Source organism: Pseudomonas veronii, assembly GCF_002028325.1.
GTDB classification, from domain to species: domain Bacteria; phylum Pseudomonadota; class Gammaproteobacteria; order Pseudomonadales; family Pseudomonadaceae; genus Aquipseudomonas; species Aquipseudomonas veronii.
In genome coordinates this window covers 2,391,863-2,409,236 of the sequence record NZ_CP018420.1, presented here as the reverse complement: position 1 = coordinate 2,409,236, position 17,374 = coordinate 2,391,863, and the positions used below count along the sequence as shown (strand labels likewise).

Sequence of the window (17,374 nt, the reverse complement as noted above, 5' to 3'; positions counted from 1 at the left end):
GCTTACCTAGCCGAAAAATCTTCACTGGAAGACAGAAGACGCAGCTCGTGCACCAGCGCCTCTATGGCCGTTGACTCATCCATATCATCCAGCTACATAGAGGGTACGGATCGCTGTTATCGACAGCACCTTCCCAGGTAGCCAGAGCCTTCAAAGCTACGTCACTCCGGTGATGGTTCCCCCCCAAGTGCGATTAGCGTTCGGTGGCTCGCACGGTCACGCTACACGGTGATGAACGTCTACTGCTCTCCCGAGCGTCTTTCGAGCTCGGCTCGTCCCAAACCCTCTTGCTTTTCTTCAACCCACCGCGGGGAAATTCTTTCCCCTATGGGACAGGTTTCTTCGCACTTTCAACGGAGGCACACCATGTCCGACTCACTCACAAGCGAAGCACTGAACACTCTGCGTTTGCCCGTTGTGTTCACTCCAGACGCGTGGCACCACGCGGTATTGCTCGATGGTTCAAATCATCCTGAAAAACTGCAGCTCGATAGGCTGAGCAACGTCGTACGCGCAGCCTTCAAAGCTCACCTGGCCGATCCAAACGCACCCTACGTGGTGTTTGAGGTAGCCAAGCTCGGGTCAGTGAGTGATGCAGAACATGAACCATTGCTGCGACTGAGCCTCAGCCTACTTCAGGCATCAGACCAACCTAACGCCTTACTGATAGCGCTTGCGGAAGAGCAGCAACGCTGAACGCAAACGGCCATACCCGACCACTGATCCAACTCAGGCTATACGCAGTCCTGCACCAATCCAATCAACACCCACCGGGGAACCCTCCCCGACGGGCAAGACGTTCCTCCGGTTTTTCGAGGGAAATGCCATGCGCAATATCTACCAAGACGTGACAGACAAGATCGTTACCGCGTTAGACCAAGGCGTAGCGCCCTGGATCAAACCCTGGTCCTCAAGTGGCTCATCTGACGTCGGTCATCACGAATCCTACCCCATCAACGCCATCACCCAGCGTCCCTATTCGGGCATCAATTTACCGTTGCTCTGGGCCGAGGCCAGGTTGCAGGGGTTCACTCAAGATCGCTGGTTGACCTTCAATCAAGCCAAAAAAGCCGGCGGGCACATCCGCAAGGGTGAGCACAGCACCCTGGCAGTGCTCTACAAACCGATGGAGCGCGAGGAACAGACCGAATCAGGCCAACCCGTACTCGATGAAAACGGCCAGCCCAAGGCTGCTCATTTCGGGATTCTCAAGACGCATTTTCTGTTCAAGATCGAGCAAACGGAGGGCTCGAAACGCTCAACGAAACGGTGCTCGAGACGGAATCGAGCGATCCCTTCTTCCCCAACAGTGCTGCCGAAAGCCTGCTGCTAAGTTCGGGCGCGAATATCATTCATCGATTTGCCGACGAAGCCTTTTACCACCCGATCAGGGATCTCATCCAATTGCCAACAAAAGCGCAATTTTACGATCAAGGTGGATACTACGCCACCGCACTTCATGAGCTGACGCACTGGACCGGACACCACTCTCGATTGCAGCGCCAGGGAGTGATCTCACCTTGCCCATTCGGCTCGCGAGGCTACGCGTTTGAGGAGTTGATCGCCGAGATGGGCGCTGCGTTTTTATGCGCCTACGCAGGTACACAGGGAGAGCTGCGGCACGATGGCTACATCGACTCCTGGCTCAGCCTACTCAAGGCTGACAAGCGCGCAATCTTTCGCGCCAGTGGTCACGCCCGAAACGCCTCGGAGTATGTACTCAACCTGGAGCAGCAACTGAAGCAAGCGGTTTTGGGTGACTCACTCTGCATGAGCGATGGAGTTTAATTGTTACCTCACCACTGTAAACGCTTCACAGGGCGCAACGCGAGTTGAGCCCTTTTTTCTGCGCCTAGCCTTTTTAAGCCAAGAGGGGGCTGGCGGGAGGCTCTATCGCTTGCAGTGATCAAAGGCTTGAGTTCACGCTTCCGCTGGCCTGGAGCGCTCGACCGATATTCTTCGCTGCTACCATCGTCAATGCCAGCGCTCGGCGCTCTAGTTCCTCGATGGAGCATCTCACTGCTGGCGCTGCGATACTGATGGCCCCGACAGGGAAGCCGTCGATATCCAGCACCGGAACCGCCAGGATTCGAAGCCCTTCAGCGAACAGCGAATCGGTAATTAAGTACCCGTCCTTTCGAATTTGCTCCAATACCTCGGAAAGCGGCTTGGCGAGCGTCTTGCTGATGAAGGGCATAGCGGGAGTAAGCGCCTCAATGCGCGCGACTTCTTGCTCGGATAGGAATGCCAGGATCGATTGGCCAATCGCTGTCTGACAAGCCGGGACGGTGGTCCCAATACGAATATCCACGCCAAGCCGAGTAATACCGGCTCTTACACGTTCCAGATACAGCACGTCGGCGCCCTGCAGAACGGCGAAACTGGCCGCTTCACTCGTTTCGCTGACGAGCCCCCTCAACACAGGACGGACCAGACTGCGCAGGTCTGTGTGTGCGATTGCATGAAAGCCCAAGTTGAGGATCTTAAGCGTTAAGGAAAATCGCTTGCTTTCAGGTATTCGAGAGACATATCCGAGGTCTACCAGCGTATTCAGCATGCGGTAGGTGGTGCCTGGATCCAGATCCGCCTTGTCAGCGATCTGGCTCAACGTAAGCTCATCGCTTTCCGCAGTGAAGGCTTCCAGAACGCGGAATCCCTTAGCTAGTGACTGAACAGTGCTGCGTTGATTTTTATCTTCGCCAGCGGCGTCCGTGGCTTGGTTTTTTACTGGGATACGTGGAGCCATGCTCGATTTCTACCTAATGTGGTTATGCTTTTCGGAATGCGAAAAAATATCAAAGGAGAATATCACTCGACGGCGCTTTGTCCCACCGCGGGTTCAGGTCGCCTGAAGGTATAAAAAGAAAAATAGCGAATGAACCAAAAAAAGGTTGGGCTCTCAAGAAGACTGGTGGTAGTGTATTTGAAAAGAAGAAAAAATTTTCGCAATCCGAAAACACAAAAAAGGTGCGAATAAACATGAAACACACTGCTCAGCAATATGCCTGCTTCGCCGGTGCCACCGCTCACGATCAAGGCGCTCGCTTTAAAGCTCGTCTCTCTGTGATCAGCTCATGGAGATCACGTATTGCGCCCGGTTCGTATCGTCGGCCCGCTCTCATCTGCGCTCAATCCAACAGTGCGAACTCCTTTCATGAAACGCGTTGCTTCGATCATCGCGGTGGTGCGTGTTCGGGGCTTTTAATCCCACTCGTGAGCGACGCGTTCGATTCATCATCCAAACACTCTTCTGGTCGTTATCTATCAAACACCCTTTTTCGAAGGGTTGATGCCTTAGCATTAAACAATTGAGTTGATATTGATTAGCTCAAGTCAGCTACACCATTGCACTGTTTTTCTCACTGCCAGCTTCGTTCGCCTCGAATAACGCAAACAATAATAAAAGGAAGTGCCATGTTGATGCAGCAAGTTGAAACTGAGCCCTTGCCAGAGAAAGTAAATAGTCAGGCGAATATTAGTGCTCGCCTAGAACGACTCCCTATTACACGGCAAGTGTTTTGGGCTAGGAATATTATTGGCGCCGCAACGTTCTTCGATGGCTACACGGTTATTGCCATTGCCTACGCGATGCCGGTTCTGGCCAAGGAGTGGAGCCTTAGCGGCACCCAGATCGGCATGATCCTCTCTGCCGGTTATTTGGGGCAGCTGTTCGGTGCCTTGCTCTTTGGATGGCTGGCCGAAAGAATCGGACGCATGAAGGTCCTGACGTTCACCATCTTGCTGTTTGTGTCGATGGATGTGGCCTGCCTGTTTGCGTCCAGTGCCGCAATGATGATCGCTTTCAGGTTCATACAGGGCATCGGCACGGGAGGGGAAGTCCCAGTGGCGAGCGCCTATATCAATGAGCTGATTGGGTCCAAAAAGCGAGGAAAATTCTTTCTTCTGTACGAAGTCATGTTTTTGCTGGGCCTGGTAGGGGCCGGGATTATTGGCTACTTCCTCGTACCGATCTACGGCTGGAAAGCGATGTTCGCGGTAGGCCTGGTCCCCGCCATGCTGCTGATTCCGCTGCGTTTCTTCCTGTTCGAATCACCGCGCTGGCTCGCGTCCAAGGGACGTCTGGACGAAGCTGACCGGATTGTCACCCGTCTGGAAAACAGCGCCGTTAAAGCCGGCAAGACACTGCAACCTGCAGTCGAAGTGCCGCAGATGCATGGGATCAATAACAAGGGCGGCTGGAAAGAACTTTTCAAAGGCATCTATTTCAAGCGCTCACTCGTGATCTGGGCCATGTGGTTTGGCTCCTATATGGTCGCTAACGGACTTATTACCTGGTTGCCAACGCTCTATCGTCAACACTTCCATCTGCCCCTTGAAACCAGCCTGGCTTATGGCTTCATGACCTCAGCCGCCGGTGTCGTCGCCGCTGTGATATGTGCGCTGCTGATTGATAAAGTGGGTCGACGTCGTTGGTATATAGGCGCCTTGTTCCTCGCAGCCATACCACTGGCAATATTGGCAACGACAGGTGCAACCGCGCCAATCAAGATATTGGTGCTGGCAGGATTGGGATATGCGTTGGTCCAGACAGTGACTTTCTCGCTCTACCTGTATTCGGCGGAACTCTATCCTACTCGTCTAAGAGCCTTGGGTACGGGTGTAGGCAGTGCCTGGCTAAGGTTGGGTTCGGCATTGGGACCGATCATTGTAGGGTTCACTGTTTCCGGCGTAGGTGTTCAATATGTGTTCGGTATATTTGCGATCGTTTTATTGATGACAGCCGTGATCACTGCCTTTTTCGCCATTGAAACCAAAGGCCGGATTCTGGAAGAACTTTCGCCATAAATTTTCACGGTAGATACGTTTAAAACAGCGGTACCTGACTCAGTAGTAAACCCAGAACACATCAGTGTGTGTTTTGCGCCCGCGCATGCGTTAGTTGCGAAATTTAACTAAACCAGAGGTAATGAAATGAGCACTAAAAACACTATCGACCTTAAAGGCCTCGTTCCTGCTCCGGTCACGCCGTTCACTCGTGATGGTGAGGTTGATTACGCAGCTATTCAGAAACTGGGTGCCTGGCTTGGCAGCTTTGAAGGCGTTAAGGGGCTGGTCGTTCTGGGCCACGCAGGTGAAGGCACCTTCTTGACTCAGGCAGAACAAGGCCGCGTCATCCAGGCTTTTAAGGAATCGGTAGGCGGCCGTTTGCCAATCATCGCCGGGATCACGGGCGAAGGTACCCAGGTTGCCGCTGAAGAGGCCAAACGCGCCGTCGCCAACGGTGCGGCTGCTGGCCTGGTTTATCCGTCCCATGGCTGGCTGCGTTTCGGTTACCAGAAAGGTGCTGCTCAGGACCGTTATAAAGCGATCTATGAAGAAAGCGGTATGCCACTAATCCTGTTCCAGTACCCAGACGTGACCAAGGCCACTTATGACCTGGAAACTCAACTGGAGATTGCCCAGCAGCCTGGCGTGTTTGCCATGAAGAACGGTGTTCGTAACATGCGTCGTTGGGACACCGAGATCCCGGTTATTCGCCGTGAAGTTCCGGAGCTGCAAATCCTGACCTGCCATGACGAATACCTGCTGCACACCATGTTTGACGTGGACGGCGCACTGGTTGGCTACGGCAGCCTGACTCCAGAGCCGCTGATCGAGCTGATCGCTGCTGGTAAGCGTCGCGACTACCCGGCTGCGCGTGCCATTCACGACAAGCTGCTGCCGGTCACTCGTAACGTCTACCACCGTGGTTCCCACATGGAAGGCACCGTAGCCCTAAAACATGGTTTGGTTGCCCGTGGCATCCTCGATCATGCCACCGTGCGTTCCCCGCTGCTACCACTGGCCGATGGCTCCGACAAGGAAATCGCTGACGCGCTGCGCAGCGCTGGCCTGATCTGATCCTGAGCCAAGTCGGTGCCGTGCGCTGAAGGTGCCGGCTTTCAGGTGAAGTAAACCCCGAGGGCCTGTTTATCAGGTCCTTGGCAACACTCGATTCGGATATTTCTCCACCGATTGACGATCCGTTTTCCCGGAAGAGCGGCATTGCGCCCACTCAACTGGTGATAGCAGGCCGACATTGCCCTTCAATAAAAACAACAGGGGACAGGTCTTGAACATTCAGACTAATCGCGCAACTTGTGTGCTCTTCATTCCAGCTTTGGTTTTACCTTTCAATGCATTGGCTCAGGGTTTCGTGGATGACACTACCTCTACTCTGAACTTCAGAAATTTCTTCTTCGACCGAAATTTCACTGCACCTGGTGTCGCACAAAGCCAGGCTCGTGAGTGGACGCAAGGTTTCATCTTCGACCTCAAATCCGGCTTTACTCAGGGTACCGTGGGGTTTGGCGTTGACGTGCTTGGGAAATACGCAGTGAAGCTCGATGGCGGCGCAGGAAGGTATGGCGCGCTGCTGCTGCCTAAGGACGCCGACGGTGATCCTGCGGGAAGTTTCGGGAGACTTGGCGTTGCGATCAAGGCGAATTTCTCGAATACTGAATTTAAGGTCGGCGAATGGATGCCCAACTTTCCTATTGTCACGGTGGATGACTTTCGTGCATTGCCGCAGACATTTCGCGGTGCCCAGATTTCTTCGCAAGAGATTAAAAACTGGTCCTTTTATGCTGGCGAGTTGAGCAAAACCAGCTTGCGAAACGACTCTTCCATGGAAGACCTTTCGTTTGGATCGGCTCGATCAGACTCTTTCGAATTTCTCGGCGCGGACTATCGCTCGACTTCCAAAAACACAACCGTCCGGCTTTGGTCTGGCGAATTGAAAGACATCTATGAACAGCATTACCTCGGGTTGAACCAGAAATGGCCACTGGCTGAAAGGGTATCGGTTAACGCCAACCTTGGTTTTTTCTGGGGCAAAGACTCAGGAAGTGCCAAGGCAGGTCAACTGGATAACCGTACCGCTTCAGCGCTGTTGAGCCTCAACATCGCTGAGCATGCGATCAGCCTGGGGTTGCAAAATGTCTCGGGGGATACCGGCTGGATGCGCATCGGCGGGACCGGTGGTATCTATCTGGCCAACAACACCTTCAACCATGCGTTCGACAACCCCCGTGAACGCTCTTGGCAGGTTCGCTATGACCTCAATTTTGTAGGTTACGGTGTTCCCGGTTTGAGTTTCATGACGCGTTACGTTCATGGTGACAACGTGGAGCTGAAAAATGTCGATGATGGTTCAGAGTGGGTACGGGAATCGGAGTTGGGTTATGTAGTCCAGAGCGGAACACTCAAGTCTTTATCTGTTCGTTGGCGAAATTCCAGCGTTAGGCGCAATTTCAACGCCAGTGATTACGATGAGAACCGTCTGATCGTCAGTTACCCGCTAGACATTCTCAGAAAGGTAAGTGTGCAATCAAGGCTGAGCTCAGATCGCGGTTGTATCAAGTTCACAGGACAGGCCTTGGTAGATCCTAGCGAAGCCAACTCGCGAATAGATTTCGCTTTCAATTGTGTGCATCGAAGGCTGTCCAACCCTTAGTGAGGGTTACTGTGTGAGTAATGCACGCGATTCGCGATAATTTTGCTTAAACGTTATAGGCAATGAGGCTTGTTGCCGGGTTGCTCGTAAATGGGGAAGCTGCCATCCCATTATACTCAACGATTCAGACAGAAGCAGTTGTAGTCGCCTTTCCGATTGTCCTATACGTCGCTAGCTACGCCCTACTGAGAGGACATTTGAACTCATTGCCGGCTGGGTTCCTTTCCCCCATTGCCGAGAAGAGTCCCAATACCCCAGCCACTTAACGCAAAAACAATAGATGGTCAGGCCACAACGAGCTATCACTCATCCAGGTGCTGCGCCAGAAAACCCACCAGATCGAGTGGACTTCGGCTGTCGATCACCTTGTAGATCAGATCACGTTTGCTGCGCGGTAACTTCTTGACCACGCTCTTCGCCGAGGCCCTGACGGCTTCGTCTGTTCCATGGATACGTGCCGCGAGCAGCAGTATGAGCGTGGCGTCAGTGAGGTTCATGGCAAGACCCGATAAAATTCGCACCGCAGTGTACCGGCACTTTCCTTTTTCGTACCAGCATGCGCATCCAACAAAACGGCACCAGGACAAATCGATATTCCGATTGCCGCACAAAGGGAAACACGTCAAAAGGACCGGTAAGGGTTGGAAGGGAATGGGGAGTCAAGGGTAAGAGCCCTATCCGAAAAGGCTAAAAGGCCACTGACTCTGCCAGTTCCCGGGAGGACCATGATGCTCAGTCGGTTTCGGCACAAAAGGCAAAAGCCTCCTCCGCCACCAACCGTAAACGTCGCCGATGGGTACCTGTCCATCGAATCGTCCCAGAGCTTGTTAGCAGCCGAGCATCGCCGCCAGTTGCTTGATCGCATTTGGCAGTACACCGCCCTCTCCCATCCGCAATTCAGCCAGCTCTATTTAAATCCGATCCATCGATACGCCGAGCTGGTCCAGCAGCTTCCAGCCAGCGAGACGCACCACCATGCTTATCTTGGCGGCATGCTAGACCATGGGTTGGAACTGGTCGCTTGTAGTTTGAAATTGCGTCAGTCGTATCTGCTTCCCACCGGCGCCGCACCTGAAGACCAAGCCGCCCAGACTGACGCTTGGTCTGCCGGCATCGCTTATGGTGCCCTGCTGCATGACATCGGCAAGATTGCCGTGGACCTGTTTGTCGAGCGCCAGGATGGCGGTGTTTGGCATCCCTGGCAGGGTTCCCTGGATCAGCCCTACCGTTTTCGTTACCTCAAGGGGCGCGACTACCACCTGCACGGCGCGGCTGCAGGCTTGCTCTACACCCGGATTCTCGACCGCACAATCCTCGATTGGCTCAGTGGATTTCCGTCACTATGGGCCAGTCTGCTGTATGTCTTGGCAGGCCAGTATGAACGTGCCGGCGTGCTCGGAGAGCTGGTGATGCAGGCCGACCGCGTTTCCACTGCGCAGAACATCGGTGGCAACCCAAGCAAGGCATTACAAGCGCCCATGCATTCGCTGCAACATCACTTGATCAGCGGTCTGCGTCATCTGGTTCTGAACGAGCTGAAACTCAACCAGCCAGGTGCCGCAGGATGGCTAACCCAGGACGCCCTGTGGCTGGTCAGCAAGACAGTCACGGACAAGCTGCGAGCCTATTTGCTGTCGCAATCGATTGAAGGCATTCCTTCGTCCAACCTAGCGGTGTTTGACGAGTTGCAGTCGCATGGATTGGTTGAGTCCACGCCGCAAGGCAAAGCTATCTGGACCGCGCTTGTGGCACAGGGAAATTGGCAGCAGAGTTTCACCTTTCTGCGCCTTCAACCGGCGTTGATCTGGGGGAACGAAGACCGGCCCGAGGCTTTCAGTGGAACGGTGAGCATTGCAGTCGATGACAATCAGCCCAACGCTCCGGTATCACCTCCAGCCCCCAAAGCTGTCAATACAAAGTCAACTCAAAACCCATCGCAGCCAGATCCCATGGCGCTGGAGGATGCCGACTACCTGGGCACGTTGCTGAACATGTTCGAGTTGGAAGAGCCTGAGGCCAGTGATGCCCCCTCAGAAAATGCTATCGAAACTTCAACACCGCCATCGGATAACCCAGGCCAGGCATTCCTGAATTGGGTCAAGGAAGGCATCCTGAGCCACACGCTGATCATCAATGACAGCAAGGCTAAAATCCACACGGTGGACGGCTCTGTGTTCCTTGTTACGCCGGGTCTGTTCCAACGCTATGTACAGGAGTTCCCTGGCATCTCTCAAGGGGCCAATCAAGAGAATGAAGAATGGCGTTGGGTGCAGAAGCAGTTTGAGAACCTGAAGGCCCACAGAAAACGCGCTGATGGCTTGAACATATGGATCTGTCAGGTCGAAGGACCTCGGAAGAAAGCAAATCTCAACGGTTACTTGCTCGAAATACCGGCGTCGTTGCTCAACATTGTGCCTGCCGACAATCCTTTTCTTAAAATCGTCAATGCTTAAATTTCCATCGCAGCCTATTGAATCCGTACGACGTTCTGTATCGAATGGGACGGGCATTCTACCCAGCACAGTCGCCGGGAAGCAGCCAAAGCCTCCAGTACAGCCATGACCTGCACTGAAGGCGTGGGCCAGCACGCTGTGCTTCAGGCCTCGGGAAGGATTTTGCCGGGATTCATCAATCCAAAGGGATCAAGCGCTTGCTTGACTAAACGCATGACGCCTACAGCGGCGCCATGTTCCAGTGCCATGTACTTTATCTTCCCCGAACCAATGCCATGCTCTCCGGTGCACGTGCCTTCCAGCCTAATAGCACGCTCGACAACCCGCTCATTGAGTGCTTCGGCCTCGGCCATTTCGGCGTCGTTATCCGGATCGACCACAAGCCCCAAGTGGAAATTACCATCGCCCACATGCCCGACTACGCCAACAAAAAAAGAGACCTTGGCGACATCTTCAGCGGTTTCGGTGATGCATTGGGTCAATGCCGAAATCGGGACGCACACGTCGGTACTCCAGATCCGCGCATTCGGGCGCATGGACTGCATCGCATAGTGGACATTGTGTCGGGCACGCCATAGCGCACTTCGGGCATCCGCATTGGCTGCCGCCTGAAACCCCAGTGCGCCGTTGCTTTCGACAATTTCCTGCGTCAGCTCAACCTGTTCCGCAACGCTGGCCGGGGAGCCGGCGAACTCGAAAAACAGAGTCGGAGTCTCCGTTAGCCCCATGTGCGAGAAGCGATTTACCGCCTGTATCGTGCGCGAATCGAGCAACTCAACGCGCGATACCGGAATACCGTATTGAATGATCGACACCACCGAACTTACCGCCGCTGCAATCGTCGCAAACGTACACACTGCCGCCGAGGTGATTTCCGGGATGCCACATAGACGCAGAGTCACTTCAGTGATGATTCCTAGTGTGCCTTCCGATCCGACGAACAAACGCGTGAGGTCGTAGCCGGCGGCAGACTTACGCGCCCGCCCGCCGGTCTTAATCACCTGACCATCGGCGAGTACTACCGTCAGGTTCAACACGTTCTCGCGCATCGTCCCGTAGCGCACCGCATTGGTGCCTGAAGCCCGGGTTGCTGCCATGCCGCCTAAGGTGCTTTCACCCCCCGGATCGACCGGAAAGAACAAGCCCGTGATGCGCAGTTCGGCATTGAGTTGCATGCGGGTGACGCCCGCCTCGACAGTCACATCCAGATCGTCGGGACGCACAGAGATGATTCGCTGCATACGACTCAGGTCGATACAGATGCCCCCCTGAGTGGCGCCCACATGCCCTTCCAGCGACGTGCCACCTCCAAAAGCAATGATCGGCACCCGCTGTACGACGCATAATTTGACGATGGTCGCGACCTCCGCCGTGGACTCGGCATAACACACCGCGTCCGGCGGTAGAGTCGGGTGGTAAGACTCTCCGCGCCCGTGTTGCTCGCATTCGGCACGGCTGGTACTTAATCGCTCACCGAGCAACTCGCGCAAGGCATCGAGCAGGGTGGGCATGGACTGAAGCGCATGGTGAGTGGCCATTAAAACGTCCATATTATTGTTAGGGGGAAATCTAAGGTACAACAACTAGCATACTAGTTTAAAGCTACCGTTCCGTTATCATGACGGCCCCACAGCCTTGAGCCATGCCTCGGCGAAGAAAACCTGCGTAGATCCGATGAGCAAATCCGTAGAGAAATCCCTCGCCGTGCGCTTGGCCAATAACATCCGAGAGGCCATCGTCTCGGCTCGTCTGGATTTGGGCGAGGCGCTTTCCGAAGAAAGCTTGGCCGCCGCCTTTAAAGTCAGTCGCACGCCCGTGCGCGAGGCGTTGGCACTGCTGCAGACCGAGGGGCTGGTGAACGTGGTGGCCAAGTCCGGCAGCTACGTGTTTAGTCCTACCGAAGACGATATTGTCGAGCTTTGCGAGCATCGTGTGACGCTCGAAGTCGAAGCTTCACGCCGTTCGCTTGAGCGCAACCCTGAAGCCACTTTGCAGGCTTTGCGTGACGCCCTGACTCAGATGATCAGTGCCTTAGAGCAGGATGACAGGCTGAGCTATGGCGCCGCCGACACTGAGTTTCACTTGAGCTTTTTCAAGTTCAGCGCCAATCGTTATCTTGTGGATGCTTACGAACGTAATCTTGGGCGTGTCGCGGCCTTGCGTACGCACTTAGCCCGGCGCGCCAGGCACGAGCCGGACCGCTCGTTCAAAGATCATTGGCGGATGATCGAACTGGCTGAGACGGGAAAATATCGTGCGCTGGCGACGCTGCTTAGCCAGCATATTCTGCGAACCCGCGAGAGTTACATCGTAACCTTGCTTGAGCGTCAGGAGTCACAGAGTCTGAACAGTGATCGAGTAGAAAAAATCCGCCGCAAGCTGCGTTTGTAGCGCGGGCCTGACAACCAGACCAACGCTTCGGTATCACCACCCGCTCTCAAGGCTGTTAATACAAGATCAACTCAAAACCCATCACAGCCAGATCCCAGGGCGATGGAGCATGCCGACTACCTCGGCACGTTGCTGGACATTGGAAGAACCTGACGTCAGTGATGCTCCGTCAGAAAGCGCTCTCGAAACTTCAACGCTCCCTTCGGATAACCCTGGTCAGGCATTTCTGAATTGGGTCAAGGAAGGCATCTTGAGCCACAAGCTGATCATCAATGACAGCAAAGCCAAAATCCACACGGTGAGTGGCAGCATATTTCTAGTCACGCCTGGTCTCTTCCAACGCTGCGCACAGGAGTTTCCTGGTATCCCACAGAGTACCGATCACGAAATTGAAGAATGGCGTCGAGTGCAGAAGCAGTTTGAGAAACTGAAGGTTCACAAAAGGCGAGACAACGGGCAGAACATCTGAGTATGCCAAGTGCAAGGCCCGAGGAGGAAAACCACCTTGAAGGGGTATCTGATTGAGGTGCCGACGTCACTTTTAGAATCGATACCGTCAGATAACCCTTTTCTCGCGCTTGGTGATGGGTAACGAGACTAATCAAACTCTTCACTTTTTATATCGAATCCTCTCCGCAGGTCGAGGTCGAGTCCAGTAAGGCCTACCCGGGTAGTTACCCCATCCCCCCTGGCATCTACAAATCTGGTAACGAATTCTAAGCCCAGCCCATGATCCACTGTGAGACGATCCGCGTCGAACTAATTGGCGGGTGCCCCCCATGATTGCAGCTCTAAGCCGTACTGCTCCGATAGATCGCAAAGACCCACCCAAGCGCGTTTTATACTTGTCATTGGTAGCGATATCCCCTTGCCTGGTACTGGGCGTGTTATGGAAGCAAGGTGACTTGACTATAGTGTCCAGCGCGATGACATTGTCCGCCTCTGCAGTCCTTCTGCTCAATTTGGAGAGGATTCAGGACTACGTACGCCCAGAGTGGGCTCGCGAGTACGAAGCCAAGCTGGCTCCCCTGCAAGCACGTCTACTGAAGCAGGATCTGAGTGCCTCGGAGCGCGAGCTTGTCCTGAATCGCATCCAGGATCTCAACGATCGCTACCATCTGGTCACAAGCCCAGCTGTTACCTATCGCTGGATCAAAAGGATGGGCGCTGCCATGGGGAGCATCGCCCAGTTCCTGCGATCAAGCTCGCACTAAGTCCGGATTGCATCGTCCCAAATGCTCGCAGCCACCTGATTGGCAACAAACCCAGGTAGCTGCGACCGATCAATCTGGTGGCTGCACGATCTCCTCCAAATTTTCTTCCGAGTCGTCACAGAACGCATCTACCGGCCCCGCCTTGTAAGGTCTGACATCATACATACGCTTCTTGATAACTGGATTGAACCACCCTGGTACAAAAATGAAATCCCTTCAACAATCCAGCTGGACAGCTTGCCCGATCCAGCTCATCTGTGAGTGTCTGACCTTGCTCACATCGATCACAGCACTCAGCATTTGAGTCATGTGAAGGTAGAGCTAACGTGCACCGGCGCTATCCTGCCGGCCATCCTCTGCACAAACCCAGACCTTCGATCTTGCTCGAATTCCACCAGCCGATCAAACTCAACCCCGACATCCTGTGCAACTTCAAACAGCCTGAGTTGGTTGAAGCACCACCAATGACATCCATGCCCCTGGGTGGGTATATGGACGCTCAGCCGGTCAAGATTCTCGACGGTGCTCTCCCAGGCGGCCTTGAAGGCCTGTAACCGCTCTGCTGAGAGCGTCGCGTCGAGTGTGCGCCTCGCTGTGGTGGAAGGAACAGAGTACCGCGAGGTTTGTCAGGAGTGATCTCGACTCTCCAACCAAGGCCGGATATGGTGAACCACAGGAAGGACGGCGTTCTGCATGCACTTTGTGCGGATGGGCTTCAGCCTACGGGCTTAGCACCATGTTCTCACTCGATCAAAACCTGTGACACCCCGCATACCAGTGCAGACCACGCCGGCCGATAGGATCACATTGAACAATGGACAAGCCAACCGCCATAGCCAGTGATGCTCGCGCCCGCGCCTGGCTGGAGCAGTTCAATCTTGGCGATCGCTCGCGCGCCCAAAAACTGCTAGAGGCGTTTGCCTTCGTATCTCGAGATGACTTCATCGATCAAATGCGTGCCATGCTTCTGCGGGAAGCAGAAGCTACACAGGGTACCGTTGCTGTGTATGCCGAGCGCGAGCTTAGGCATCGCCTAGGTAAGCCGAACCGTTTATTCAGCGAAACCCGACGCTCCGTCAAGCGTGCCACCGGCGCAAAAGGGCCTGACGCGGTGAAGCCAACGAAAGCCTATGACCCCTCGGTTGGCAGCGAAGGCATAGTCGCGCAGATGATTTCTCAGCTTTGCCAGGAGTATCCAAAAAAATTCTTAAACCATCCAGGCCCAGAGCAGATACGCAGAAAACGTGCACGGGCTTTCTGGGTCGTTACGGACCTGATTGGAAGCGGTGATCGAGCATCGAACTATCTTGAAGCGGCGTGGCTTGTCAGATCCGTCCGCAGCTGGTGGTCAGGAAAACTGATGAGGTTTGCAGTCATGGCGTATTCCGCCACTGATTCTGGCGAGCGCTCGGTAGCCAGACATCCGTCCAAACCGACGATACATATTGTTCTGCCCTGCCCCACCATCGACACCTGTTTTTCCCTTAAAGAAGCCGAGCAGATGAAGACGCTCTGCACCATTTATGATCCCACTGATGGAGAGCCAGGCCACGGCCCTTGGTTTTGGAGCGGTCCAAGCCTTGGCTACGGCAACACTGGAGCTCTGCTTGTGTTCGCACACGGTGCGCCAAACAACGTACCACTCATGTTTCACAAAGCCTCAAAAGACAAGAAAAAAACCTGGACGCCTTTATTCCCTGCTCGGGTTTCAGCCGGTATCAGCAAGGAAGTGTTCGGGATTGACTTGACGGCCGAGAGCATCAGCGCTCGCTTGGCTAACCTCGGCGATAAGAGCCTGGCCAAGTCGAAGGCGATCTTGAAATCAGATATAGGCACAGGACAAGCTTTTCTGGTGCTGTGTGCGCTGTTGCAGCGTTCCCGCTTGAACGACCGGGCACTCGCCACTCGAACCGGCCTGAAAACGTACGAGCTGACGAATCTTCTCCGAAAAATGACTCAATATGGCTGGATCGACTCACAACGCAGACTGACCGACCAGGGTTACGGCCAGCTCGCGCATGCCAGAAAACAAGAGCATCTTGCTAAAAAAACCACACCTGTTGGCAATCCGATACCAGAACCGTACTATCCCTCCTCGTTGAGGCATCCAATCTAGATTCTAGCTCCGGCGCACGTTCCTAGAATGTTGCTGCCATGATGGGTTGGATTCTCAACTCATCACCGGGCGCAGAATACTGCTGCCCTATGTCTTAGCTCCTGCTTACGGTTAAGCGCTCACGCCACAGCCTAGTGGCGTAGCCTTCTGCCCGCGGCGCGAGCACTCACCCTGCGGGTGTCAAAGTAGATGAAGGATTGGACGCCTCAACACTACCGCCGAGCCCAAGGCGCAAGTAGCATTGCCCCTCTGGTGATGGACGCTGCGATCGTGACCTCTCAGAAGACGGTCGCTGTTCACCCATCACTGCCCCCAATATTGACCCTCAAGCACCTCGCCCACCTTACCCAAGTGCCCTATAAGCACCTGCGAGATTACGTTACTCGCGAAGTTGAGTCCTACAAGGTTTTTCGCGTTAGAAAGCGCGGCCGGCTGGGCCAGCCCACTTCATTCCGTGTGATCTGCGTTCCACCTCCAAGCCTGTCGGTAGCCCAACAGTGGATCGCGCAACACGTATTGGCTAAAGCCAAGCCTCATGCGGCCAGCACAGCCTTTGCACCGAACTGTCGGCTAATTGACGCGGCCTCGCCTCACTGCACGAGTCGTTGGCTGATCAAGGTCGATGTGAAACGCTTTTTCGAGTCGATCTCTGAAATTGACTGTTACCGGGTCTTCCGCAGCCTCGGCTACCAGCCCTTGGTATCCTTTGAATTGTCACGCCTCTGCACCCGCACCGGTAACTTCAGTCGTATACGCCGCACGGTCAAATGGCGCCGAAAAGTATCCTTGTCCAAGTCAAAGATTCCCAACTACGCATCGCGCGACATTGGTCATCTGCCACAAGGCGCCGCAACGAGTCCCATGCTCGCAAACCTTGCGATGAGAGAAGCCGACATTTTACTGACCGAGCTAGCCGAGCGGCTTGGGCTGACCTACACGCGCTACGCGGATGACCTGACCCTCTCTACAACCGACGTTACATTCGATCGGGAGCAGGCTCGTCGGACAGTGAATGAGGTCTACAGGATCCTCCAGCGATTTGGGCTCAACCCGAATCTCGCCAAGACTACGATCGCCTCACCACGGAGTCGAAAAATCGTCCTGGGGCTACACGTGCATCAGGAAACACCGAGGCTGACCCGCGCATTCAGAATGAAAATCCGGATGCACCTACATTACCTAGAGCGCAAGGACGTCGGGCCTTTGAAACATGCAGAGCGTCGAGGCTTTTCAGCAGTTGCTGGCATGCGCAATCATCTGATGGGGCTCGCTGCCTACGCCATTCAGATCGAGCCTGACTACGGCAGAGAGGTAAAAGCAAGACTGGAAGCTGTGGAGTGGCCGGTGCTGTACTGATGCCCCACCACCAAACGGGTAGAACACACGCGACGAAGGTGACAGCCGCGCAGGTTAAAAATTACCGTCCTGTCCAGACTCATGGATTGCCTTAACAGAACCGTTGATGGAGAGAACTATGAGTAATCAGATCCCCCCTTCAGTTCACAGGAGCTCGAAGCTGCGTGCTGCGTGCTGCGTGCTGCGTGCTGGCAGATACCAACCAGGGCCTGACAGGCAACCATATCGAATGTCTTTTCAAGGACATCAATATCCAGGATATCGATCCACTCAACACAAAAATGAAAGCGTCAGTTCGCAACAATTGGCACGAGCCGTATGCCTATGTCAAAACATACTGAGGCGTCTGCCGACGCAACTGGCTCGTGCGATTAAGGCGCTGCAGCGA

At 54.5% G+C, this 17,374-nt stretch carries 13 protein-coding genes and 2 pseudogenes; 12 read left to right on the top strand and 3 right to left on the bottom strand.

The genetic code is table 11. From position 1 onward, the window contains the following. The first annotated feature begins 366 nt into the window (after positions 1-366). Positions 367-696 (top strand): hypothetical protein, encoded by a 330-nt coding sequence (locus tag PverR02_RS11210; RefSeq protein WP_079443333.1) that lies wholly within the window; start codon positions 367-369, stop codon positions 694-696. A 130-nt stretch (positions 697-826) separates the two neighbouring features. Then, positions 827-1,788, top strand: a pseudogene (locus tag PverR02_RS11205) (ArdC family protein). A gap of 118 nt (positions 1,789-1,906) precedes the next feature. Here PverR02_RS11205 and PverR02_RS11200 read toward each other — a convergent pair. After that, positions 1,907-2,746, bottom strand: a complete 840-nt coding sequence (locus tag PverR02_RS11200) for an IclR family transcriptional regulator (protein ID WP_079443332.1) — start codon at positions 2,744-2,746, stop codon at positions 1,907-1,909. A 668-nt stretch (positions 2,747-3,414) separates the two neighbouring features. Here PverR02_RS11200 and PverR02_RS11195 point away from each other — a divergent pair. The 3 genes from PverR02_RS11195 (at position 3,415) to PverR02_RS11185 (ending at position 7,456) form a co-directional block, all read left to right on the top strand. Further along, the gene (locus tag PverR02_RS11195) at positions 3,415-4,806 is read left to right on the top strand and encodes an MFS transporter (RefSeq protein WP_079443331.1); all 1,392 of its coding nucleotides are present in this window, start codon (positions 3,415-3,417) and stop codon (positions 4,804-4,806) included. A gap of 126 nt (positions 4,807-4,932) precedes the next feature. Then, a complete protein-coding gene (locus tag PverR02_RS11190; RefSeq protein WP_079443330.1) occupies positions 4,933-5,862 on the top strand; it encodes a dihydrodipicolinate synthase family protein in 930 nt (309 codons plus the stop codon). Positions 5,863-6,073: 211 nt separating this feature from the next. Next, a complete protein-coding gene (locus PverR02_RS11185) occupies positions 6,074-7,456 on the top strand; it encodes an OprD family porin (RefSeq protein ID WP_227778824.1) in 1,383 nt (460 codons plus the stop codon). 302 nt (positions 7,457-7,758) lie between these two features. Here the strand turns inward: PverR02_RS11185 and PverR02_RS11180 are convergent, their stop codons facing one another. Next, entirely contained in the window at positions 7,759-7,953 is a 195-nt protein-coding gene (locus PverR02_RS11180) for a DUF7740 domain-containing protein (protein ID WP_079443329.1), read from the bottom strand. Positions 7,954-8,184: 231 nt separating this feature from the next. Between PverR02_RS11180 and mobH the strand changes: the two genes are divergently transcribed. Further along, positions 8,185-9,909, top strand: coding sequence for a MobH family relaxase (gene mobH, locus PverR02_RS11175; protein WP_079443328.1), 1,725 nt, complete (start codon positions 8,185-8,187; stop codon positions 9,907-9,909). Between the two features lie 143 nt (positions 9,910-10,052). On the opposite strand, the gene PverR02_RS11170 is transcribed toward mobH, so the two are convergent. Then, positions 10,053-11,447, bottom strand: coding sequence for an FAD-binding oxidoreductase (locus tag PverR02_RS11170; RefSeq protein ID WP_079443327.1), 1,395 nt, complete (start codon positions 11,445-11,447; stop codon positions 10,053-10,055). 136 nt (positions 11,448-11,583) lie between these two features. Here PverR02_RS11170 and PverR02_RS11165 point away from each other — a divergent pair, with 136 nt between their 5' ends. The 6 genes and pseudogenes from PverR02_RS11165 (at position 11,584) to PverR02_RS32195 (ending at position 17,327) form a co-directional block, all read left to right on the top strand. Next, on the top strand, positions 11,584-12,300 hold the full coding sequence (locus tag PverR02_RS11165; RefSeq protein ID WP_079443326.1) for a GntR family transcriptional regulator: 717 nt from the start codon (positions 11,584-11,586) through the stop codon (positions 12,298-12,300). A gap of 18 nt (positions 12,301-12,318) precedes the next feature. Continuing rightward, positions 12,319-12,892, top strand: a pseudogene (locus PverR02_RS11160) (conjugal transfer nickase/helicase domain-containing protein); the annotation flags it as partial. A 948-nt stretch (positions 12,893-13,840) separates the two neighbouring features. Beyond that, the gene (locus PverR02_RS11150; protein ID WP_079443324.1) at positions 13,841-14,068 is read left to right on the top strand and encodes a hypothetical protein; all 228 of its coding nucleotides are present in this window, start codon (positions 13,841-13,843) and stop codon (positions 14,066-14,068) included. A 260-nt stretch (positions 14,069-14,328) separates the two neighbouring features. After that, complete coding sequence (locus tag PverR02_RS11145; RefSeq protein ID WP_079443323.1) at positions 14,329-15,630, top strand: phosphoribosyltransferase-like protein; 1,302 nt, start codon at positions 14,329-14,331, stop codon at positions 15,628-15,630. Positions 15,631-15,819: 189 nt separating this feature from the next. Beyond that, positions 15,820-16,986: a reverse transcriptase family protein gene (locus PverR02_RS11140; protein WP_079443322.1), complete on the top strand. Its 1,167-nt coding sequence runs from the start codon at positions 15,820-15,822 to the stop codon at positions 16,984-16,986. A 164-nt stretch (positions 16,987-17,150) separates the two neighbouring features. Next, positions 17,151-17,327: a hypothetical protein gene (locus PverR02_RS32195; RefSeq protein ID WP_161493717.1), complete on the top strand. Its 177-nt coding sequence runs from the start codon at positions 17,151-17,153 to the stop codon at positions 17,325-17,327. The last annotated feature ends 47 nt before the right edge of the window (positions 17,328-17,374 follow it).

Coding starts and splice junctions, on each gene's coding strand:
- PverR02_RS11210 (WP_079443333.1), top strand. CDS start 367: ATGTCCGACTCACTCACAAGCGAAGCACTGAACACTCTGCGTTTGCCC.
- PverR02_RS11200 (WP_079443332.1), bottom strand. CDS start 2,746: ATGGCTCCACGTATCCCAGTAAAAAACCAAGCCACGGACGCCGCTGGC.
- PverR02_RS11195 (WP_079443331.1), top strand. CDS start 3,415: ATGTTGATGCAGCAAGTTGAAACTGAGCCCTTGCCAGAGAAAGTAAAT.
- PverR02_RS11190 (WP_079443330.1), top strand. CDS start 4,933: ATGAGCACTAAAAACACTATCGACCTTAAAGGCCTCGTTCCTGCTCCG.
- PverR02_RS11180 (WP_079443329.1), bottom strand. CDS start 7,953: ATGAACCTCACTGACGCCACGCTCATACTGCTGCTCGCGGCACGTATC.
- mobH (WP_079443328.1), top strand. CDS start 8,185: ATGCTCAGTCGGTTTCGGCACAAAAGGCAAAAGCCTCCTCCGCCACCA.
- PverR02_RS11170 (WP_079443327.1), bottom strand. CDS start 11,447: ATGGCCACTCACCATGCGCTTCAGTCCATGCCCACCCTGCTCGATGCC.
- PverR02_RS11165 (WP_079443326.1), top strand. CDS start 11,584: ATGAGCAAATCCGTAGAGAAATCCCTCGCCGTGCGCTTGGCCAATAAC.
- PverR02_RS11145 (WP_079443323.1), top strand. CDS start 14,329: ATGGACAAGCCAACCGCCATAGCCAGTGATGCTCGCGCCCGCGCCTGG.
- PverR02_RS11140 (WP_079443322.1), top strand. CDS start 15,820: ATGAAGGATTGGACGCCTCAACACTACCGCCGAGCCCAAGGCGCAAGT.